The organism is Sorangium sp. So ce321, assembly GCF_051530195.1.
In the GTDB taxonomy this organism is placed as follows: Bacteria; Myxococcota_A; Polyangia; order Polyangiales; family Polyangiaceae; genus Sorangium.
Window position 1 is genome coordinate 12,300,843 of the sequence record NZ_CP150329.1, and the last position, 21,168, is coordinate 12,322,010.

15 protein-coding genes are annotated in these 21,168 nt (G+C 71.2%); 3 read left to right on the forward strand and 12 right to left on the reverse strand.

The genetic code is table 11. The annotated features are described in order from the left end of the window. Window positions 1-10: 10 nt before the first annotated feature. The 9 genes from WME89_RS45625 to WME89_RS45665 form a co-directional block, all read right to left on the reverse strand. Window positions 11-1,534, reverse strand: a complete 1,524-nt coding sequence (locus WME89_RS45625; protein ID WP_438005824.1) for an NADH-quinone oxidoreductase subunit N — start codon at window positions 1,532-1,534, stop codon at window positions 11-13. 3 nt (window positions 1,535-1,537) lie between these two features. After that, the gene (locus WME89_RS45630; RefSeq protein WP_438005825.1) at window positions 1,538-3,796 is read right to left on the reverse strand and encodes a complex I subunit 4 family protein; all 2,259 of its coding nucleotides are present in this window, start codon (window positions 3,794-3,796) and stop codon (window positions 1,538-1,540) included. Between the two features lie 7 nt (window positions 3,797-3,803). Continuing rightward, a complete protein-coding gene (locus tag WME89_RS45635) occupies window positions 3,804-6,398 on the reverse strand; it encodes an NADH-quinone oxidoreductase subunit L (RefSeq protein ID WP_438005826.1) in 2,595 nt (864 codons plus the stop codon). Between the two features lie 213 nt (window positions 6,399-6,611). Continuing rightward, entirely contained in the window at window positions 6,612-7,445 is an 834-nt protein-coding gene (yihA, locus tag WME89_RS45640; protein WP_438005827.1) for a ribosome biogenesis GTP-binding protein YihA/YsxC, read from the reverse strand. Beyond that, a complete protein-coding gene (locus WME89_RS45645; RefSeq protein ID WP_437621109.1) occupies window positions 7,442-7,780 on the reverse strand; it encodes a gamma-butyrobetaine hydroxylase-like domain-containing protein in 339 nt (112 codons plus the stop codon). The genes yihA and WME89_RS45645 overlap by 4 nt, the downstream gene beginning before the upstream one ends. 231 nt (window positions 7,781-8,011) lie before the next feature. Further along, window positions 8,012-8,995: a Gfo/Idh/MocA family protein gene (locus tag WME89_RS45650; protein WP_438005828.1), complete on the reverse strand. Its 984-nt coding sequence runs from the start codon at window positions 8,993-8,995 to the stop codon at window positions 8,012-8,014. Next, window positions 8,992-9,393 carry a hypothetical protein gene (locus WME89_RS45655; RefSeq protein WP_438005829.1) on the reverse strand — a complete coding sequence of 134 codons (402 nt, stop codon included), beginning with the start codon at window positions 9,391-9,393 and terminating at the stop codon, window positions 8,992-8,994. The genes WME89_RS45650 and WME89_RS45655 overlap by 4 nt, the downstream gene beginning before the upstream one ends. A 61-nt stretch (window positions 9,394-9,454) precedes the next feature. After that, window positions 9,455-10,408: an acetyl-CoA carboxylase carboxyltransferase subunit alpha gene (locus WME89_RS45660; RefSeq protein WP_438005830.1), complete on the reverse strand. Its 954-nt coding sequence runs from the start codon at window positions 10,406-10,408 to the stop codon at window positions 9,455-9,457. Window positions 10,409-10,533: 125 nt separating this feature from the next. Then, window positions 10,534-12,465 (reverse strand): adenylate/guanylate cyclase domain-containing protein, encoded by a 1,932-nt coding sequence (locus WME89_RS45665; protein WP_438005831.1) that lies wholly within the window; start codon window positions 12,463-12,465, stop codon window positions 10,534-10,536. Window positions 12,466-12,723: 258 nt separating this feature from the next. Between WME89_RS45665 and glpK the strand changes: the two genes are divergently transcribed. Both glpK and WME89_RS45675 read left to right on the forward strand, forming a co-directional pair. Then, window positions 12,724-14,235 (forward strand): glycerol kinase GlpK, encoded by a 1,512-nt coding sequence (glpK, locus tag WME89_RS45670; RefSeq protein ID WP_437657646.1) that lies wholly within the window; start codon window positions 12,724-12,726, stop codon window positions 14,233-14,235. A gap of 277 nt (window positions 14,236-14,512) precedes the next feature. Continuing rightward, the gene (locus WME89_RS45675) at window positions 14,513-15,316 is read left to right on the forward strand and encodes a UPF0158 family protein (protein ID WP_438005832.1); all 804 of its coding nucleotides are present in this window, start codon (window positions 14,513-14,515) and stop codon (window positions 15,314-15,316) included. A gap of 90 nt (window positions 15,317-15,406) precedes the next feature. On the opposite strand, the gene WME89_RS45680 is transcribed toward WME89_RS45675, so the two are convergent. The 3 genes from WME89_RS45680 to WME89_RS45690 form a co-directional block, all read right to left on the reverse strand. After that, window positions 15,407-16,708: a carbohydrate porin gene (locus WME89_RS45680; RefSeq protein WP_438005833.1), complete on the reverse strand. Its 1,302-nt coding sequence runs from the start codon at window positions 16,706-16,708 to the stop codon at window positions 15,407-15,409. 1,104 nt (window positions 16,709-17,812) lie between these two features. Then, window positions 17,813-19,102: a serine hydrolase domain-containing protein gene (locus WME89_RS45685; protein ID WP_438005834.1), complete on the reverse strand. Its 1,290-nt coding sequence runs from the start codon at window positions 19,100-19,102 to the stop codon at window positions 17,813-17,815. 720 nt (window positions 19,103-19,822) lie between these two features. Next, window positions 19,823-20,527, reverse strand: coding sequence for a hypothetical protein (locus WME89_RS45690; RefSeq protein ID WP_438005835.1), 705 nt, complete (start codon window positions 20,525-20,527; stop codon window positions 19,823-19,825). 85 nt (window positions 20,528-20,612) lie between these two features. On the opposite strand from WME89_RS45690, the gene WME89_RS45695 reads away from it, so the two are divergent. Then, window positions 20,613-21,101 (forward strand): nitrate reductase associated protein, encoded by a 489-nt coding sequence (locus tag WME89_RS45695; RefSeq protein WP_438005836.1) that lies wholly within the window; start codon window positions 20,613-20,615, stop codon window positions 21,099-21,101. Window positions 21,102-21,168 lie beyond the last annotated feature (67 nt).

The window sequence follows — 21,168 nt, forward strand, 5'->3', positions numbered from 1 at the left end:
CAACGCGCCGTCAACGCACGATTGTCAGGGAGCTGGCCACGAGATCGTAAACGGGACCCCAGTAGACCCCTAGCAGCAGGGTCGGAATCGCGAGCGCGCACGTCATCGCGCCAAGGAGCCGCCGCACGGGCGCGGGCTCGGTGCGCTCGCCCTGCTCGAGGTACATCGCGCGGAGGACGCGCGCGTAATAGAAGAGCGAGATCACGCTGTTCAGCACGCCGACGACCGCGACGACCCAGTTCCACGTGCCCCCGGCGGAGATCAGCGCCGAGAAGAGGTAGAACTTGCCGACGAAGCCGGCCATCGGGGGCAGGCCGGTGAGCGAGACGAGGAACACGGCCATCGCCGCCGCGACGAGCGGCGCGCGGCGCCCGAGCCCCCGGAACACGGACAGCGTCTCGCCCCCGCCGCTCCTCTCGGCCACGGCCATCACCACGAGGAACGCGCCGAGGTTCATGAAGCAGTAGACGACGACGTAGAAGACGATGGCGGCGAGGCCGGCGTCGCTGAACACCGAGAAGCCGAGCAGCATGTAGCCGGCGTGCGCGATGCTCGAGTAGGCGAGCATGCGCTTCACGTTCTCCTGCCCGAGCGCCGAGAGGTTGCCGACGGTCATGGTCGCCATCGCCAGGCACCCGGCGAGCACCGGCCACGGCGTCTCGACGGCGGGCGACGCGCTCCCGGCGCCGAGCGCGTCCCAGAAGAAGCGGACCAGCACCGCCAGGCCAGCCGCCTTCGGGCCGACCGAGAGGAACGCGGTCACCGGGGTCGGCGCGCCCTCGTACACGTCCGGCGTCCACATGTGGAACGGGACGGCGCTGATCTTGTAGCCGAAGCCCGCGAGCATGCAGGCCACGCCCACGAAGACGACCTCGGGCACCCTGCCCTGCTGCGCCGTGAGCGCGGCGATCCGCGCCGCGCACTCGCCGAGGCGCATCGACGCGGTGATGCCGAAGATCCAGCTCATCCCGTAGAGCATGATCCCCGACGAGACGCCGCCGAAGATGACGTACTTGAGCGCCGCCTCGCTCGACTTCGCGTCGTTGATCTTGAACCCCGCGAGCACGAAGCTGATGACGCTGACGAGCTCGAGCGACAGGTAGATGAGCAGCAGGTGGCGGCTCGCCGCCATCAGGTTCATGCCGAGCGAGAGCACGAGGATCAGCGTGAAGAACTCGCCCGGCTCGCGCCGGAGCTCGGGCTCGACCCCCGGCTCCCTCGCGGGCGGCACCGAGAAGAGGACGATCGCCGCGGTGACGAGCGCGAAGAGCACGCGGAACAGGTTCGAGAAGCGGTCGAACGCGAGCAGGCCGTGGAAGAGGTTGAGCGGGCCGGCGTCGCTCGCCAGGAAGTACGCGCCCACCCCGCCCGACCAGCCGAGCGCCGCGAGGCTGAGGACCACGAGGCCGCCGATCTTCAGGCGCGCCGGCGCCGCGAGGTCCCACGCGACGAGCAGCAGGACGGCGGTGATGAGGCCGAGCTCCGGCGCGAAGTACGCGAGGCTCTCCACGTTGTCGAGGGTGCTGGTTTCCACGGCTTATCTGGCGCTGGCGAGGGCGCCCCGGCTCGCCGCGGCGCCCTCGCTCGGGGCGCGGGCGGACGCGGCGATGTCCGCGCCGGGCGTGCCGGGCGCGCCGGCGATCTGGGACTGCCCCGGCCTGTCGACGAGGCGGTGCACCTCGAGGGCGCCGCGGTCGATGAGGCTGAGCAGCGGGCGCGGCCAGAAGCCGAGGAGCAGGACCAGCGCCGCGAGCGGCGCGACCGACGCGAGCTCTCGCCGGTTGATCTCCGGGAACTTCCCGCCGAACGGCTCGAGGTACTTGCTCTGCCGCCACGACGCGCGGAACGTGCCGAGGAACATCCGCTGGAGCGCCCAGAGGTGGTACGCCGCGGTGATGATCACGCCGACGGCGGCGAGGATCGTGAGCGCGCGGTAGCGCGGGAAGGCGCCGATGAACGTCATCGCCTCGCCCCAGAAGCCGGACAGGCCGGGCAGGCCGAGCGACGCCATGAACGCGAAGCCCACGAGCGCCGTGTAGAGCGGCATCTCCGAGGCGAGGCCGCCGAACTTGTCGATGTCGCGGGTGTGCACGCGGTCGTAGACCACGCCGACCAGGGTGAAGAGCATCCCGGTGATCAGGCCGTGGTTGAACATCTGGACGAGGCAGGCCTGGATGCCCTGCGGCGTCATCGCGCCGAGCGCGAGCAGGGCGAAGCCCATGTGGCTGACCGAGGAGTAGGCCACGAGCTTCTTCAGGTCGCTCTGCGCCATCGCGCAGAAGGCGCCGTAGAGGATGTTGATCACCCCGAACACCGCCATGGCCGGCGCGGCCCACTGCGTCGCCTCGGGCAGCAGGGTGAAGTTGATGCGGAGGATGCCGTAGGTGCCCATCTTGAGGAGCACCCCCGCGAGGATCACGCTGATCGCCGTGGGCGCCTCCACGTGCGCGTCCGGCAGCCAGGTGTGGAACGGGAACATCGGGATCTTGATGGCGAACCCGACGAAGAGCCAGATCCAGACCACCTTCACCGCGGGGATGCCGAGGATGTCCAGCCCCTGCGCCGCCCAGGCGACGCGCGAGAGCTCCGGGATCGAGAAGATGCGCTCGGTCGCCTGGCCGTCGACCAGATAGGTGTGGCCGGCGTTCAGGTAGAACCAGATGAACGCGAGCAGCATGAAGACGCTGCCTGCCAGCGTGTAGAGGAAGAACTTGATCGCCGCGTACTCGCGCCGCGGCCCGCCCCAGATGCCGATGAGGAAGTACATCGGCAGGAGCATCACCTCCCAGAAGACGAAGAAGAGGAACAGGTCGAGGGCGATGAACACGCCGAACATCCCCGTGACGAGGAGGTTGTACATGGCGAAATAGCCCTTGAGCTGATCGTGGACGCTGTAGCTCGCGAGCGCGCCCACGAACGAGATCAGCGCGGTCAGGAGCACCATCGAGATCGACACGCCGTCGACGCCGACGAAGTACTCGACGTGCAGCGAGCGGATCCACACGCCGTGCTCGACGAACTGGTAGCCGTCGTTCCCGTCGGCGCTGGTGAAGCCCCGGTCGAACTGGGCGTAGAGCCACGCCGCGAGGACGAGGTTCACGCCCATCAGCACGACGGTCAGCAGCCGGAGCTTCCGGTCGTCCTGGTAGCGCAGGAGGTGCGCGAGGAAGACCGCGACCACCCCGAGCAGCGGCAGGAACGTGATGATCGAGAGGATGTGGTCGCCGACGAAGCCGAGGCCGCGCCCGCGCTCCGCGTGGATGCCCATCGCGAGCGTCCGCGCTGTCTCCAGCACGCCGGCCGCGCCGGCCCCGACAGCGTCCGACTCGACGACGACGTGCCCGTAGAGCTCGCGCGCGCGCACGCCCGCGGTCCTCCACCGGACCACGACCTTCCGGCTCGCGCCCGGCGGGAGGGTCGCCGCGGTGCCGCCGCCCTCGAGCTCCGCGCTGACGCCCGGCGGGACGCGCGGATCGTCGGGCGACGTGCGCACGATCACCCGCGTCACCCTGAGCGGGCCGTCGCCGCGGTTCTCGATCGCGAACGAGCCGGCGTGGTCCGGCCCGCTCGCGGTGAGCTCGACCGGAGCGCCGGGGACCTCCGCGCGCAGCGCGATCTGGCCGCGCGGCTCGAGCGCGCCCGGCGCCTCGAGCGCCTGCGCCAGCGCGGGCAGCGCCGCCCCGAGCACGACGGAGAGCGCGGCCACGAGGGAGAGCAGGCACTTCATCGAGGTGGACCTGGCCGGGGTCGCGAGGGCGAATCCACGGCGCACGTTGACGAAGGAGAGGTTCGACATCCGCCGCTCACCCCAGGAAGTAATGAACGATGCTGAACAAGGCGACGCCGCCCAGGACGAAGTAGATGTAGCTCTGGATGCGCCCGGTCTGCAGGGAGCGGAGCTTCTCTCCCATGCTCAGCGTGCCCTCGGCGACGACGTTCACGACGCCGTCGACGAGGTACCGATCGATGGCGCCCGTGACCCAGGCCGCGGTCCGGGCCGCGACCGCGACCGCGTTGACGAGCCCGTCGACGATCCAGCGATCCATCTCGGCGAAGAAGAGGCGCAGCGACAGGAAGGCGCGCACCACCGTCGCGTCGTAGACCTCGTCGACGTAGTACTTGTTCGAGAGGAGCCGGAAGCCCGGGAGCCTCCGCTCCTCGGCCTCCCAGCGCGGAGAGCGCCGCTCGCCGTAACGCGAGCGGGCGAGCGAGAAGGTGAAGATCGCGCCGCCGACGGAGAGCGCCATCAGCGCGAGCTCGAGCCCCAGCCCGTGGCGCTGGAACGAGACCTCCGCGTGGGCGAACACCGGATGGAGCCACGCCTCCAGCAGCGGCTCGCCGTGGCCGCCGACGAAGTGGCTGGAGAAGCCGAACACCACGCCGGAGAGCGCCGACAGGGCCGCGAGGACGGCGAGCACCCAGGTGATCGCCGCCGGAGACTCGTGGACCTTCTTCTTGATCTCCTTGCGCGCGTGCGGCCCCTCGAAGGTCAGGTAGTAGCTCCGCCACATGTAGAACGAGGTGCCGAGCGCCGCGGCGAGGCCCATGACGTAGAGGAGCAGCCCCGGGATAGGGCCCGTGTTCTCAGCGCCGAACGCCTTCCAGAGGATCTCGTCCTTGGACCAGAAGCCGGCGAAGAACGGGATGGGGGCGGCGGTGATGGCGAGGCACGCCACCTGGTAGGCCCGCGCCGTGCGCGGCATGACGCGGCGGAGGCCGCCCATGTTGCGCATGTCCTGCGCGGCGGCCTCGTCGTGCTCCACGGCGTGCATCCCGTGGATCACCGAGCCCGAGCCGAGGAAGAGGCAGGCCTTGAAGAAGGCATGCGTCATCAGGTGGAACACGGCGGCCCAGTACGCCCCGACGCCGACCCCGATGAACATGAAGCCGAGCTGGCTCACCGTGCTGTAGGCGAGCACCTTCTTGATGTCGTACTGGAAGAACCCGATCGTCGCCGCGAAGAGCGCTGTCGAGGCCCCGACGAGCGCGATGACCCCGCCGGCGGCCGGGCTCAGCGAGAACAGGAAGCTGAGGCGCGCGATCATGTAGACGCCGGCCGTGACCATGGTGGCGGCGTGGATCAGCGCGGAGACGGGGGTCGGGCCGGCCATCGCGTCGGGCAGCCAGACATGGAGCGGGAGCTGGGCGCTCTTGCCGGCCGCGCCCACGAACAGGAAGAGGCACGCCAGCGTGACCAGCGCGACCCCGCCCCACACCGTCTTCGACTCGAGGGCATCCTTGAGGAACGCCTTGCCGCTCGCGTCCTTGATCACGAGCTGGTCGTGGATCTCGCGGAACGTGACCGTCGAGCCCACGGTCGCCACCACGACCTCCTGGCCCGGCTCGACGCGCATGCGCTCGATCGCCGCGATCTCGAGGCCGTCGCCCGCGACCACGGCGCCGTCGCCCGGCACGATGACCACGGAGTGCACCCCGGCGTCGATCTCCTTGCGGAGGAAGGGGGAGACGCCGAACGGCGGCGGGCTCGAGGCGAGCTGCGCGGCGTTGGCGATACCGAGGTACACGCGCGCGCCGGGGTGGCCGGTGAAGGTGAGATAGCCCTTCGCGCCGGCGCGCGACGGCGCCCTGCGCTCGCCCGCCTTGCCTCTTCCGCCGTCGCTCGCGAGGGCGGAAGAGGCGCCCTCCTCGCCGTGCGCCTCCGCGGCCACCGCGATGAAGCGCGCGCGGTAATCGGAGATGAACCGGCCGTCGTCGAGCCACCTGGCGCCGAGACCCCAGAAGAGGAGCGCGAGGCCGCAGAGGAAGCCCCAGTCGCCGACCCGGTTCACGACAAAGGCCTTCATGCCGGCAGAGGCCTTCTTGTAGTCGCTGTACCAGAACCCGATGAGCAGATAGCTGCAGAGGCCGACGCCCTCCCAGCCGAAGAACATCACGATGAAGTTGTCCCCGAGGACGAGGAGCAGCATCGAGAAGACGAAGAGGTTCAGGTACGTGAAGAATCGCCAGTACGCCGGCTCCGCCTCCATGTACGACGCGGCGTAGACGTGGATGAGCGCGCCGACGCCGGTGATGATCAGCGTCATGAGGCCGCTCAGCGGGTCCATCACGAACGCGAAGTTCGCGTCGAGCGACCCGATGCGGACCATCTGCCACGCGAAGCTGTAGAGCGCGCGTTCCCCCGGAGCGAGCCCGACGAGCTGGATGACGTTCGCGAGCCCGAGCAGGAACGCGCCCAGCATGGCGCCCACGGCGACGAGCGTGACGCCGAGGCTCCCGATGTGGAGCCGCTTCGACACGTCGCGACCGAACGCGCTCCGCTGCATCGCCCGGCCGAGCAGCGCGTTCACCGCCGCGCCGAGCAGCGGCAGGAGCGGGATCCACCAGAGCGGCGTCAGCGACGCGTGGACGTGCGTGACCTGGCCGGAGTAGTCGGGCATCGTAGGGTCAGCCGGTGGGTACCTGGACCGGCGCGCGCGCCCTGCACTGCGAACGCCGCGCGACAGCGTGACTGTCGGCTCTGGTGACTCCCCCGCGAAGCCGGAGGAGCCGCACGTTAATGGAGGGCCAGAGGGCGGGTCAATACCTCCATCGGCACCGATCCGCGGTGCGATGCGCTGTTCCCGCGCGCGTCTCGCACCCGCGCAGACGTGTCATTGGTCGCTGCTCGGCGACGCCGCGCCGCTGCTCGGCGTCGCCGCGCCGCTGCTCGGCGCCTCCGCGCCGCTGCTCGACGCCTCCGCCCCGCTGCTCGGCGTCGCCGCGCTGCTGGGCGTCGCCGCGCCGGTGCCGCCGAGCTGCGTTGCGCGCCGGATCGTGAGCCACAGATCGCGCCTGCCCTCGCCGGAGATCGACGAGAAGCCGACCGCACGGCGGAGGGCGCCCTCCGCGGTCCGCGGGGCCGCGGCGGACAGCTGATCCAGCGCGCGCCGGATCGACGAGCGGGGCACCTTGTCGATCTTCGTCGCGACGAGGAGCAGCTCCACCGGCCGGCGAGCCGCGTCGCGCGACGCCTCGACGAAGCGGACGAGCTCGAGGTCGTCTTCCTCGAGGCCCCGCCGCGCGTCGACGAGGAGCAGCACCGCGGCGAGCGTGACGCGGCCGCGCAGGTATCCCTCGATCAGCGACGCCCACGCCGCCTTCTCGGACTTCGATCGCCGCGTGAAGCCGTACCCCGGCAGATCCACGAGCTGGAACACCGCGCCGTCGCGCGCCCGGGCCTCGTAGAAGTTGATCTGCCGCGTCGAGCCCGGGTTCGAGCTCGTCCGCACGAGCCCCTTGCGCTCGAGGAGCGTGTTGATGAGGCTCGACTTGCCGACGTTCGAGCGCCCCGCGAACGCCACCTCCGCGCTGACGGGCGACGGGAGCGACGCGAGCGAGCCCGCGCCAGCGACGAAGGACGAGTCGACGATCTGGAACGGATCGAGCTGCCGCTCGGCGCGCGCCGGCGGAGCAGCTTGAGGCCTGGGCGCGCGACGGGCTGTCACTTGGAGTGGGGCGGCTGGAATTGCGGCTTGCACTCGTCGCACTGGCAGAGCGAGCGCAGGTACCGGAAGGTGTAGATGCCCGAGTCGTGCCGGTCGCCCCAGGTGAACTGGAGCGCGTAGTTGCCGACCTGCTCGATCTCGCGGACGTTCAGGTCGCCGCCGGGCACGAAGTTGATCGTGCCGCCGTGCCCCTGGCAGTTCGCGCACGGGCAGTACCCGCGCAGGATCTCGTGCGGAAGGACGCCGCGGTGCCCGTCGGCCCAGTGAATCTCCATCACCCGCGCTCCGTGCGGCGCCTTGACCTGGGTGGGAGTGGTCTTCGGATCCTGCGGCATCGTATCCTTCCGAGCGACGGCAGTACCACGCCGATCCGGCGCTGCAAAGGGCAGCCGGGCGCCAGCCGCGCGCGCCTCCGCTTTCCCCTGGGTTCCCGTCCTCCCGCGCTCCGGAGCCCGGCCGCCAGCTCGCGCCGCGACGCCCGGGGTGCCCGTGGGATCTCCTCTCTGGTCTACGGGCGCGTCCACGGGCGCGGCGCGCCGCGACGCGGATCCGACCGCGGCCCGGCGCTACCCCGCCGCGACCGCCCGCGCCTCGACGGGGGCGAGCGTCGCCTCGACGCGCTCGAGGGTCCGCACCACCGCGGCGCCCTCGTCGAGCGGCGTCAGCGGCGGCGTGCGCTCCTCGACGCAGCGGAGGAAATGCTCGATCTCCACCGAGAGCGGCTCGCGCCACGGCACCTCGAGCTCGTGCGCGGCCGGCGCGAGCGCGCCGCGCTCGCTCGCTGACGCGACCGCCGCGGCGCCGCGGCCGTCCAGGAACAGCAGCCGGTCGGGCGCGCGCACGTCGTCGAAGACCGCGGCGCGCGCGCTGCCGGCGACGCGGAGCCGCCGCTCCTTGGTCGGGCTCGACGAGCAGAGCTCGATCTGCGCGGTGAGGCCGCTCTCGAGGCGCGCCTCCAGCGTGACGCGCTCGCCGCTCGGCGAGAGGTGGGCCCGCGCCTCGGCGAGCGGGCTCGGGTCGAGCGCCGCGAGCACCGACAGGTCGTGCGGCCCGAGCGTCCAGAGCGCCGAGGCCGCCCCGCCGCCGCCGGTCGAGAGGCGCGCGGCGCTGAAGCTCACGAGCTCGCCGAGGCGCCGCTCGCGCGCGAGCGCGACCAGGTGCACCACGGAGGGGTGGTAGCGGAGCAGGTGGCCGACCATGCCGATCCGGCCGAGCGCCGCCGCGCGGGCGGCGCAGCGGTCGGCGTGCGCCGCGGAGAGGGCCAGCGGCTTCTCCACGAAGACATCGGCGCCTGCCTCGAGCGCGCGCAGCGCGAGCTCGGCGTGGCTCGCCGCCGGCGTCGCGATGAGCACCGCGTCCACGCGCGCGGCCAGCGCCTCGTCCACCGTGCGGACGAGCCGCGCCCGCGGGGCGAGCGCGCGCGCCCGCGCGAGGCGGCCGCGATCGACGTCCGCCACCGCGACCACGCGCGCCCGCGCGCTCTCCGACAGCGCACGGAGGATCTTCTCCCCCCACCGCCCGCAGCCCACCAGCGCGACGCGGACGCTCACGGCGCCCCCGCCGCTCGGGCGGGCGCGGCCGGCGCGCGCGTCAGCTCGAAGAGGATCGCCTCGCCCTCGCGGTTGCCCGGGTGGATCGACGGACCGTTGATGTCGACCAGGAAGTCGTAGCGCACCGGCGGCTCTCCCTCGATCGTCGCGCGCACCCGGACGTGCTGGAAGCAGGCCGACTCGGTGGAGGCGCTCCAGGCGGGCGCCTTGGCCGGGTGCCGCGCGCCGATCGCCTCCGGCACGCTCCGGCCGCCTTCCGGGCGGTACTGCTGCACGACGCCGAGCGCCGCCCTGCGGTCCGAGGCGTTGAACCTCGACTGCACGCGGAGGACCACGCCGCCGGCGACGGCGCTGGTGCCCACGAGCAGCAGCGTCCGCAGCGCCTTGCCGTAGTCCATCCGCGAGCCGTATAGCCCTGGCGCCCGGGGAGAGCCAGCCGCAGCGCCCCCCGGGGGGGAGCTAACCGACGAACGACCCGAGTCCGCGGAACCTGCGGTACCGGTCGTCGACGAGCTCCTCCGGGCTGAGCGCGTCCATCGACGTGAGCGTCGCCCAGAGCGCCTTGTCGAGCCGCGCCGCGGCCTCGTCGTGGTCCTGGTGCGCGCCGCCGGTCGGCTCCTCGACGATCGCGTCGACGACGCCGAGCTGCAGGAGGTCCGGCGCGGTGATCTTGAGCCGCGCCGCGGCCTCGTCGGCCCGGGCCGAGTCCTTCCAGAGGATGGCCGCGCAGCCCTCCGGCGAGATCACGGAGTAGCAGCTGAACTCGAGCACCAGCACCCGGTTGGCGACGCCGAGCGCCAGCGCGCCGCCCGAGCCCCCCTCCCCGATGACGGTCGCCACGATCGGCACCCCGACCCGCGCCATCGCGGCGAGCGCGGCGCCGATCGCCTCGCTCTGCCCGCGCTCCTCTGCGCCGATGCCCGGGTACGCGCCCATCGTGTCGATGAACGTCAGGATCGGGAGCCCGAACCTGTCGGCCATCTCGTAGAGCCGGATCGCCTTGCGGTAGCCCTCGGGGTTCGGCATCCCGAAGTTGCGCTTCACGTTCTCCTTCGCGCCGCGCCCCTTCTGGTGGCCCACCAGCACGACGCTCCGCCCGTGGTAGGTCGCGAGCCCGCCGACGATGGAGCAGTCGTCGGCGAAGCGCCGGTCGCCCTTCAGCTCGACCCAGTCCGTGAAGAGCCGCTTGACGTAATCGAGCGTGTACGGCCGGTTCGCGTGCCGCGAGAGCAGCACCTTCTGCATCGGCGTGAGGCCCGCGAAGATCTCGCGCGCCAGCCGGCCCGTGTTGTCCTCGAGCTGGGCGAGCTCCGGCTCGAACCGCGGGTCGGCCGCGGCGAGCGCGCGCAGCTCCCGCACCTTCTCGATGAGCTCTGCGACAGGTTTCTCAAAGGGTAGAATGGAAGCAGCCACGGCGCGGACCCTAACGCTGCAGAGGGCAGACGGCTACGGCGCTGTGCTGCCGCGCTGCATCGCGCGGATGACGCGCGTGGCGGGCGCGTGGGCGTGCACGTGGAGAAGGGCCCGCGCCCCCGCGCTCACTCGTTCAGGGCGTTGGTCGGCTCGGCGCTGATGAAGGCGTTCGCCGGGACCTGCGCCATCGGCCGGCTCCCGATCACGTTGTAGATCGGGATCGGCTTGTCCTTGCCCTTCACCCGCGCGGGCTGGAGCTCCTCGGTCTCGAACCTGCCCCCGAGCTGCGCGTACGTCGTGTCGCTGATGACGATCTGGCCGGCCAGCGCGATGGAGCAGAGCCGCGCCGACGTGTTCGCCACGTCGCCGATCACCGTGTAGCTGAGCGCCTTCGAGCTCCCGATGTACCCGGCGACGAGCGGCCCGGTGTGGATCCCGATGCCGACCGCGAGCGGCTGCTCGCCCTTCTCGAGCCGCTCGCGGTTGAACTCGCCGAGCACCTCGCCCATCTTCAGCGCGCACTCCACGCTGCGGACGGCGTCGTCGCGGTGGGCCACCGGCGCGCCCCAGAGCGCCATGATGCCGTCGCCCATGAACTTGTCGAGCGTGCCCTCGAACTGGAAGATCGTGTCGACCATCCGCTCGAAGTACTCGTTCAGCATCACGACGAGCTCCTCCGGCCGCTTGCTCTCGCTCATGCGCGTGAAGCCGCGGATGTCGCTGTTGAAGACGGTGCACTCCTCGACGTGCTGGCCGCCCTGCTTCACCGCGAGCTGGCCGCTGAGGACGCGCTCGGCGATGTTCGGCGAGAGCAGCCGGCGGAGCTGCTCCCGCGTGACGATCTCGTTCTCGATCTTCTTCCCGAGGATGTTGATCTCGATGAACATCGCCGCCTGGTAGGCGATCGCGGTCACGAGCTCGAGGTCCTTGGGCTGGAACTGCGCGAGCGTCTCGGAGTCGAGCCAGAGCACCCCGAGCACCTCGTTGTTGTGCTGCAGCGGGGCGACGAGCGGCGCGACGATGGCCGAGCTTATCCGGTTCAGGATCATGCTCTTGCCCTTCGACGCCGCGAAGTCCATCGCCGCGTCGTGCGTCAGCACCGCGGCGCGCTCGTGCACGACGTGGTTCAAGATCGTCGAGGACACGCTGATCGGCGCGGTCGTCCCGTCGCGCCGCTGCATGGCCTGCGGCGTGAGCTCGCCGCCCTCGTTGCGCAGGAAGATCACCCCGCGGTCGGCGCGGATGAACTTGAAGACGCTCGTCAGGATCTTCTCGAGCAGCTTCGTCGTGTCGCGCTCGGCGGCGATCTCGCGGGACAGCTCGTGCGACAGGCGCAGCCGCTCGTAGTCCGCGCGCAGCTGGTTCATGTCGTTGGCGATGCGGTCGAACGCCAGGAACCCCTTGTCGACCGCGGCGATCTGCGTCCCGATCTGCCGGGCCTGATCGTTCACGTCGATGCGCGTGCCCTGCGCGACGTACGAGCCGCCGTGCGCCCCCGAGCGCCCCGGCAGCGGCGCCGTCCCGCCCGGCCCCGGGAGCGGCGGCGGGGGCGGCGGCACGTACGGCGGCTGCCGCGTCACCGGCGGCGCCGCGGGCGTGCCCGGGAGCGGCGCGGGCTGCTGCTGCTGCGGGCGCGGGTACTGCGGCTGCGGCGCGGCCGGGTAGCCGGCCTCTCGAGGCGGGTAGCCGTGGGCCGGCGGCTGCGCCTGCATCGCGCCTGGGTGGTTGACCCCGGGGGGCCAGCCCTGGCCGAGCGGCTGGGCCGCCGCGGCGCCCGGGTCGTCGAAGCGGCCGCGCGTGGACCCGAGGGCGATCTCATCCCCGTGCTTCAGCGGCGCTTCGCCCCGGACACGCTCGCTGTTGACGAACGTGCCGTTCAGGCTGCCGAGATCGCGCAGGACGAAGTGATCGCCCCGCTGCTCGATGATGCAGTGCTCCTTCGAGACGATCTTGTCGAGCAGCTGGATGGAGTTGTTCGGGTGGCGCCCCAGCGAGTTCACGGGCCGCAGCTCGATCGCCTGCTGGCCCTCGGCGGTCTGCAGGATGAGGCGGGCCATCGGTTCTGGGAGATTACTCAGCCCGGCTCGGACCGACAATCTTTCCGGCCGAAGTCCGGGGCTGGCCAAGGTAAGGAGCCGCGCCGACCGCAGAAAAACGAGCCGCTGGTCCCGGCCGAGGCGCCCGGACCGAACCGGCCGCTCCCCAGGGCCCGACAGAAGTGCACTGATCATAAGATCAGCATTTCGTCCACAGTCCATGTGGACGTGGCGCGTAGAACTGCTATGCGCCCACACCCCGCCGCGTTAGTCGGCCGCATGGATTCCGCGTACCTCCTCGCCATCGATCAGGGCACCACCGGAACGACATCCCTCCTCATGGACACGGCTGGCGCGACGCTGGGCCGCGCCACGCGCGAGTTTCGCCAGCATTTCCCGGAGCCGGGGCTCGTCGAGCACGACCCGGAGGAGATCTGGCAGAGCGTTCAGGACGCCGTCGGCGAGACGCTCCGGGCGGCGGGCGTCGCTGGTAGCGCGATCAAGGCGATCGGGATCACGAACCAGCGCGAGACGACGCTCGTCTGGGAGCGCGCGACGGGCCGCCCGATCCACCGCGCGATCGTGTGGCAGGACCGCCGGACGGCGGCGCGCTGTGCCGAGCTCCGCGCCGCGGGCCACGAGCAGGCGGTCGAGGAGACGACCGGCCTCGTGCTCGATCCGTACTTCAGCGGCACGAAGCTCGCGTGGATCCTGGACAACGTCCCCGGCGCGCGGGCGCGCGCCGAGCGCGGCGAGCTGTGCTTCGGCACGGTCGACAGCTTCCTCGTCTGGCGCCTCTCGGGCGACGTGGCCGGCGGCTCGCCGGTGCACGCGACCGACGTCACCAACGCGTCGCGCACGCTGCTCATGAGCCTCGCGACGCTGGGCTGGGACGACGCGATGCTCGCGATGCTCGGGATCCCGCGCCCGCTCCTGCCGGAGATCGTCGGCTCGGCGGGCCGCATCGCGGCGACTCGCGGCTTCCCGCACCTGCCCGACGGCATCCCGATCGCCGGCATCGCCGGCGACCAGCAGGCGGCCCTCTTCGGGCAGGCCTGCTTCGCGACGGGCGACGCCAAGTGCACCTATGGCACCGGCGCGTTCGTGCTGGCGAACATCGGCGATCGCCCGCTCCGGAGCCGCTTCGGCCTGCTCACCTCCGTGGGGTGGAAGATCGGCTCGGAGGTGGTCTTTGCGCTCGAGGGGAGCGCCTTTATCGCGGGCGCCGCGGTGCAGTGGCTCCGCGACGGCCTGGGCCTCATCAAGACCGCGCCGGAGATCGAGGCGCTCGCCCGCAGCGTGCCGTCGAGCGAGGGCGTCACGTTCGTCCCGGCGCTCTCGGGCCTCGGCGCGCCCTACTGGGATCCGGACGCTCGCGGGATCATCTCCGGCGTCACGCGCGGCACGACCGCGGCGCACCTCGCCCGCGCGACGCTCGAGGGAATCGCGCTCTCGGTGACGGATCTCGTGCAGGCGATGGCCGACGACCTGGGGCACCCGCTGCGCCGGATGCGCGTGGACGGCGGCGCCGCTGCGAACGATCTGCTCATGCAGTTCCAGGCGGACGTGGCGAACGTCGCTATCGAGCGCCCCACCGACCTGGAGACAACCGCGCGCGGCGCCGCAATGCTCGCCGGCGTCGGGGCCGGCCTCTTCCGCACGAAGGAGGACTCGGCCCGCATCTCCCGTGTAGGGCAGAGCTTCCAGGTCGCGATGAGCGAAGCGGATCGATCCGCCCACCTCCACCGCTGGGCCGACGCCGTCGCCCGCGCGCGCTCGCAGCGCAGCTGAGCACTCGCCGATTCCCCTGAATTTCCACGCTGTTTTCCGCTTGAACCCAGGTCTTCCGAAGCTCTCTCCCGAGTCGTCATCGCGCCGCGGCTCGGCGGCCGAACGGGCTTCCGGATCAAGGAATCAACCCTAGGTTGCGAGAGTTAGGCCCAGAAGCCCCCAACCAGCGTAGAGTGCTATGACGACGGCGCATTTCCGTTCAAACTTGGTGCACTTGAACCGAGGCGCGCGGCCAGCCCACCGCCGCCTCGCTGCTTTCGATGGAGACGAGGAGGACATGCCGACTACCGAGAATGCTTCAGCCGGCGGGACGGCCGTTCGCGACATCCCGATCGACTGGGAGGCGCTGGAGGACGCCTTCGAGAACAACGCCCCAGAGGTGCACTCGTACCTGCACCTCGGCACGGGCGACGTGCTGCGGGTGGTCGACGGCGTGGCCGATCCGCAGATGCACGCGCGCATCGCGGCCGATGCCAACTACCTCCGGATCGATCCCGTGAGCTCGCGCGAGCAGTACCGCTGGATGGAGCGCTACATCCCGATGGTGGAAGACATGGAGCTCCAGGCGAAGCTCAGCCAGGCCATCGACGGCAAGGGCGCGTTCCGTCGCTTCAAGGATGTGTTGATGTCCTACGGTCCGGAGCGGGAGCGCTGGTTCGCCTTCCGGAGCGAGCGGCTGCGGATCTTCATGGAGGCGTGGCTGAGCGCCCACGCGCTGAACCCGGTGCCCCGCCCGCTGTGGGTGCCGGAGGCGCCGGCCCGCCCGGAGGCCGCCCCGGCGGCGCCCGCGCTCGAGGCGCCGGTGCGCGAGCGAGAGCGAGAGCGGGAGCGCGAGGAGGTGCGGGAGCCCCGCCGTGGCGGCAAGAGCGTGGAGAGCCTGCGCAAGAACCTCCGCGACATCGCCGAGGCGCTCGGCCCGCGGGACCTCGACACGCTCACGGCGTTCGCGGAGTTCCTGAAGTCGCGCCGCGCGGCGCGGTCGTTCGCGCACCACTACCAGGAGGCCCAGGGGTCGTCCGACGAGGAGTCCGGGCCCGCCTCGCAGGAGATCGCGAGCGAGTCGCGCAGCGACACGGCGTGAGGTAGCGCCGCCGGCGCCGCGATCGCGGCGCCGGGGCGCTGGCCTGAAGGTGGAACGGAGGGGAGCGGCGGAGTCGGTCGCCGCAGGTCTCTAGAAGTACCAGTCGGTGCGCGCGCCGATGTAGTGGCCGACGTTCGACCCGGCGCCCGTCCTCTGGAGGTACGGAGACAGCGCCTGCTCCCGCGCGGCGTCGTTGTAGAACGCCGCCGTGTAGATGAGCTTGAAGTGCGGCCGCGCGCCGGTGCTCAGCTCGCCCGTCGGCACGAGGGTCGGGACGACGGAGACCTTGACCGCGGTCCCGAGGTCCGCCTCGCCGTCCTTGCGGCCCTGGAACGAGGCCTCGATGACGGGGTGGAAGTTCTTGTGCGCGAAGATCGCGGCGTTCGCCTGGACCGAGAAGTCCATCTGCTTCTCGGGGCCGAGGGGGGCCGCGGCGCCTTCCGCCTCGTAAGCCGCCTTCGTGTAGTGGAAGGTGGCGAGGCCCTCGAGGGCGGCGACGTCGCCGATCCGGAAGCCGACGTGCTCGACGGCCTCGATGGCGAAGGAGCCCGCATAGGTGCCTTCGTCGTTCGGGAGGCCCCAGGTCTGGTACGTCTTGGCGCCGCCGGCGGCGCCGTTGGCGATGCCGGTGCCGAAGCGCACGGACGTGTCGCTCCAGTTGCCCTGGCCGAGGCCGAGGTGGAGCTTCGCGCCGATGACGCCGCCGAAGTCGGCCTTGCCGTTCTCGGGCACCGCGATGCCCTCGCCCTGCTTCGCGGCCTGGAGGACGTGCGCCTCGCCGTGGACCTTGACGTGGTGCTTGGCCTCACCGCCGAACTCGAACTTGTAGTTGCCGGCGAAGATGGTGCGGAACCGCTCGACGTCGACGGCCCCGTCCGCGTTCGTGTCCAGGTTGTACGCGGGGAGGGTGGCGCCAAACGCGCGATACCCGAGGATCGCGAGGTTCAGGTTCTCGTACTTGAGGCCGCCGCCCTGGCCGCTGAGGTCGTCGAGGTAGAAGTAGTCGCCGATGGGCGCGTACTGCTCGCGGAAGAAGCGCGCGCCGCCCCAGACGCTGAGGCCCGGGGTGAGGAAGTTGCCGGCCTCGATGTAGGCCTGATTGAACTGCACCGTGATCGTCTGGCCGCCGTTCGAGGACGGCTGCATGAACGGCCCGCCGTACTGGTTCCAGATGGCGAACGTCATCTCGGACTTCACGTAGAAGTCTTCCGGCGTCGCGCCCTTCACCACGTGCGCGACGAACGTCGGCTCGGAGTAGTCACCCTCCTCGTAGCGCCCGCCGATGCCGAACCCGAGCAGGTTCAGCGACGTGCCCTGGATGTTCTGCCCGTAGACAGACCACGCCATGCCGAGGCGCGAGTACCAGTGCCACTCGAAGTTGTCGCTCCCCACGGCGTGGGCCGACCGGGGCGCCGCCGTGAGGCAAAGGGCGGAGACGGAAACCAGCCCGAGGGCTCGGACTGCGGCGCGCCGACCCGCGATTCGCTTGCTGGGAACCGACGACCTGTCTCTCTTAAGTGATGTCATCGAACGACGCTCCTATCCATTCTCTGGAGTGTACTTGGGGTGGTGGGAGATGATCTGGCCAGGTGGCCAAGCGCGGCAGAGGAAGCGGCCTGTAAAGAGAATCTAAGGTTTGGCTCTCTTGGGAATGAGCCGCCCGCTGCCACACTCGCGGGGCTTGCGGGGGGCACAGTTAACAGGAACGTTCTGTTCATGTCAAAGGTCTCCGAAGCACCTACAGCAGTTTGTTGCTTTCTGCGCCGCGTCATGATTAAGTGACCGAAATTACTCGATTTAGACAGACCTCGGTCGCCTCCCTGAGCGAACAGCAGGGCGTCCATAACGCGTCGCACCAAAACCAGCTCGCACCGGCTAAAGTATTGCCGAAAGAATCCACGCGCGTGCCTCGTGCGTTGCCGGGAGTGCACCGAACGCGTGCCGCGGACTGCAAGGGTGCATTGGCGAGCCCAGGCCGCGCGGGCTTTCGGGCCGCTTCGGGGACGCGACGAGCGAAAGAGCGCGGAGTGTTTCAGGACCTCGAACTCGCGTTTTCGTTCCGCGCCGAGGCCATGGATCCGCCGCAGCGCCGGCGCCCTCTCCGGGGTTGAGCTCCTGGCGAGCCCCGCGTCCGGGGAGCGTCATTGACGATCGCGGGCGCGCCGCGGGGGCGCCGCACGCGGCGAAGACCTGCGCGCGCGCGCAGGGCCGGGCGGCAGGACGCGGCCGCGTGAGAAACGTGCTCGCCTGACCGTAAGATAACGCACCGCGTTGCGACAGCGTAACGGACGACGCAGTCTCCGAGCGACCTAGTCTCGACTGCAGTGCACCGTGGGGTGGACAGGTTCTTGTCCAGGGAAGGCGTCACGCGGTCGCCTCAGCACATCGCATGTCCTCGCGCGCTCGGGGCCGCGCCCGCGGGCGCGGCCCCGAGCGCGCGAGGCGCGTCGAGTCGGCTCGATGTCCGGAGCGCGCGGAGCAGGGCGCGCCGCGCGCTCAGCGCTCGTCGGCGACTGCGCCGATCATCCCGTCGAAGAACTCGACCACGCCTGTGCTGTCGATCAGGCGGTTCCAACCCGGCTCGTCGAAGGGCTCTGGCAGACCGTGGTTCGTCAAGAAGACGCCAAAGAGCTCGCGGGCCTGGTCGATCCACACGAACGAGCCCGTCCCCCCCGCCTTGCCGAAGGAGCCGGGTGATAGCCGCGTTCCGCCGTGAGAGAAGCGCGGCGTCCAGATCTCCCAGCCGAGGCCCTTCGGCGTGAGGAGGAGGTTGTTGAGGGGTGAGGTGTCTGTCGCCGCGGCGGTGACCTGAGGAGTCTGGTTCCGTGTCATCTTGTAGACGGACTGCGGGGTGAGCACCCGCGCGCCGCCGTAGCTGCCCCCGCTCATGATCATCTGACAGAAGATCGCGATGTCCATGGCGGTCGAGAACACGCCGTCGCAGCCCGTGACCCCGCCGAGCGCGTGGTCCTGCTCGTCCTGCACCTCGCCGCGCACGAGGCGGCCGCGCCGGCTCGAGGTGCCGGTCGCCGCGACGCGCGGCGCGAGCTCCGGCGGCGGCCTGAACATCGTGTCGTGCATGCCGAGCGGACCCCAGATGTGGGCGTGCGCGAACGTGCCCAGATCGGTGCCGGAGACGATCTCGACCACCCGGCCGAGCAGCCGGTACGTGAGATCGCTGTAGAGCACGGACGAGCCCGGCGTGTACTCGAGCGGTGTCTCGGCCATCGCGTGCCAGACCGTCTCGTCGTCGAGCTCGTCGAGGCGCTGGTTGTCGACGGGCAGCCCGGCCGAGCACCGGAGCATGTCGAGGAGGGTGACGCTCGCCTTCCCGTTCGTGGCGAAGCGCGGCAGGTACGACGCCACCGGGTCGGAGAGCTTCAGCCTCCCCTGCTGGACGAGCACCATGATCGCCGTCGCCGTCGCCAGCACCTTCGTCAGGGACAGGACGTCGAACATCGTGTCGAGCGTGACCGGCTCGGTGCAGCCGGCGACCTTGTTGCCGAAGGCCCGGTGACCCACGATGAGCCCCCGCCGCGCGATGAGCGCGGTCGCGCCCGGGAAGAGGCCGTCGTTCACGCGGCGCTGCACGCGCGCGAAGACATCCTCGATGAGCTCCGAGTGCATGCCGACGACCTCCGGGATGCCGGAGGCGAGCACGGTCGACGTCATCGCGCCCGCCGACGAGCTGCCGAGCACCGCAGGCGCAACGGCGGTGAGCGTCGCGATGCCGCCGAGTCCCCGCAACAGGTGCCTGCGATGAATGGAACGATCTCCAGTATCCATGTCAACAACTCCTTGCGACGTCCTTGCACGATGCCTGTCGCTGATGCCGCCGCGGGGCGAACGCATGATCTCCCACCGATCTCTCCCGGACGCGGCGGGCGACCGCCGCGCGCCCGACACGGGGCGCCGCGCGAGCGCGACCTGAGCGAGCGGCGCCTCGCCATCGCTGCCCGCGCGCCATGAGCGCGCCGCGATCCAAGAAGACCCCTCCAGCGGCGCCGGAGGCGGCAGCGCGATCCCGGGCGCCGGTACGTGCAAGAGGGCCGCGCCCCGGCGCCCGGTGCTCTATTCCATGACTCCTGGAACGCGTCCTCCAACGCCGATCGCCGGCATGTACTACCGGCGAATACCCCTACGGATACGGCGCACTGGACCCCCCTCCCGCGCGACCAGCGCGGGAGGGCCCGCGCTCCAAGCTGCCTGGAGTGAATACCAGGCAACGAAGCAGTATTGCTTGTCCATCCCTCGATATCAAGAGTCAGAACCACCAGCGCTGTTGTCGTTTTCGTTTGTGTGTATGCGCGGTCGTGCCCGCCATGCAGCAGCTGGCAGGCCGCGCTCGCCGCGCTCAGGCTGAGGCCGTCGCGGAGCGCGGCATCACACAGGGACTCACCAGCGGAGGGTTGGCCCGGATCTCCTTCACTCGGCCGTAGGCGGCGCGCGGCGCGCGAGCGGCGTCCCTTCGACCATGCCGCGCGGGCTCGCCGCGCGCTCACGTGCTCAGCGCGCGGCCACGATGCTCAGCGAGACCCGGGCGCGCGCGTTCTGGTAGTACGCGTCGAGCGCCTCGGCGAGCCGCTTCGCGACGTACCAGCGCTTCAGCGCCGGCGCGATGTCCTCGTAACGCTGATCCTTGAACGGCGTGACGCCCGAGCGCAGGACGATCTTGAGCTCGAAGTCGCTGGGCTCGAGCATCGGCGCGACCATGCGGTCCAGGTACAGGCTCGCGCGCGCCTGACGGCGCAAGAGCGCGTCGAGCTCGTCGGAGCTCATCCCCTCGGCGGCCGCCGCGGCGAGGAGGCGGGCGCGGCCGCGGGCGCGCTGCTCCAGCGCGATCCGGGCCCCCTCGGCCCGCTGCGCCACCTCGGTCGAGGTCGGCGCGGGCGAGATCGGCAGGCTCGCGAGCAACGTCTCCGCGACGTGCCGGTCGAGGGCGGCTCGGATGTGCCGGTCCCGATAGAGCCCGGGCTCCGCGTCCGGGTCGGCGAGCGCCTCGACGCGCGCCTCGAAGGCGAGCTCCCGCTCGAAGATGAACTGAGGGCGCCCGACGCCGCCCGTCTCCGGCGAGTGCCAGCGCACGACCACGCGATCGAGCGGCACGGGCGCCGAGGGCGCGACCTGCGCGTCCTCGGCGCGGGCGCCGGGGGCCAGCGACGCGAGCGCGAGCAGCGCGGTCAGCGTCGTGAGGAGCCCGAGGCGGCGCACAGCGGCAGGCTAGCGCAACAGCGCCGCGCGTCCCAGGCGCAACGACAGCTCGCGGACGGCTCGTCCGCGGCGATAGGATGGGGACATGTACAGGCAGTTCGCGCTCGAGGGCGAGGTTCACGTTGTGCTCGACTGCGTGCCGCTCGCGGTGCGGCGGAAGCTCGACCTCGCAGAGCTCAAGATCTCGCTCGCGGGGTGGCAGACGCTGTCGCGCGCCGAGCGGCTCGCCCTGTGTCACCTGCCGGTGGAGACGGACGACGACGTCGCGGTGTACGCCGAGGTGCTCCGCGGCTTCGCGGCCCGCGCCGGGGTCCCCCTCACCCCCCTCGCGGACGCGCCGGTGCGCCGCGCCGCCTGGGACGCGGACGCCGTGAGCGCGCGGCTGCGCGACCGGCTCGGCCCGGACGGCGCGCTCGACGGCGGCGCGCTCGGCCGGCTGGCGGAGCTGACCGAAGAGGAGCGTTACGCGCTCTTCAAGCTCGCCGATCCGAAGCGCGGGCCCGAGAAGCTGCGGGCGCTGCTCGGCGAGCTCGGGCTGTCCCGGGACGCCGGCGGCGGGCGCCCGCCCGGCTGACCGACCGGGCGGCGCGAGCCCGCCTGGCCGATCCATCCGGCGGCGCGCCGCGGTCGTTGCTCGACCC

Coding starts and splice junctions, on each gene's coding strand:
- WME89_RS45645 (WP_437621109.1), bottom strand. CDS start 7,780: ATGCCGCAGGATCCGAAGACCACTCCCACCCAGGTCAAGGCGCCGCAC.
- WME89_RS45635 (WP_438005826.1), bottom strand. CDS start 6,398: ATGCCCGACTACTCCGGCCAGGTCACGCACGTCCACGCGTCGCTGACG.
- WME89_RS45655 (WP_438005829.1), bottom strand. CDS start 9,393: ATGGACTACGGCAAGGCGCTGCGGACGCTGCTGCTCGTGGGCACCAGC.
- WME89_RS45665 (WP_438005831.1), bottom strand. CDS start 12,465: ATGGCCCGCCTCATCCTGCAGACCGCCGAGGGCCAGCAGGCGATCGAG.
- glpK (WP_437657646.1), top strand. CDS start 12,724: ATGGATTCCGCGTACCTCCTCGCCATCGATCAGGGCACCACCGGAACG.
- WME89_RS45675 (WP_438005832.1), top strand. CDS start 14,513: ATGCCGACTACCGAGAATGCTTCAGCCGGCGGGACGGCCGTTCGCGAC.
- WME89_RS45695 (WP_438005836.1), top strand. CDS start 20,613: ATGTACAGGCAGTTCGCGCTCGAGGGCGAGGTTCACGTTGTGCTCGAC.
- WME89_RS45630 (WP_438005825.1), bottom strand. CDS start 3,796: ATGTCGAACCTCTCCTTCGTCAACGTGCGCCGTGGATTCGCCCTCGCG.
- WME89_RS45685 (WP_438005834.1), bottom strand. CDS start 19,102: ATGGATACTGGAGATCGTTCCATTCATCGCAGGCACCTGTTGCGGGGA.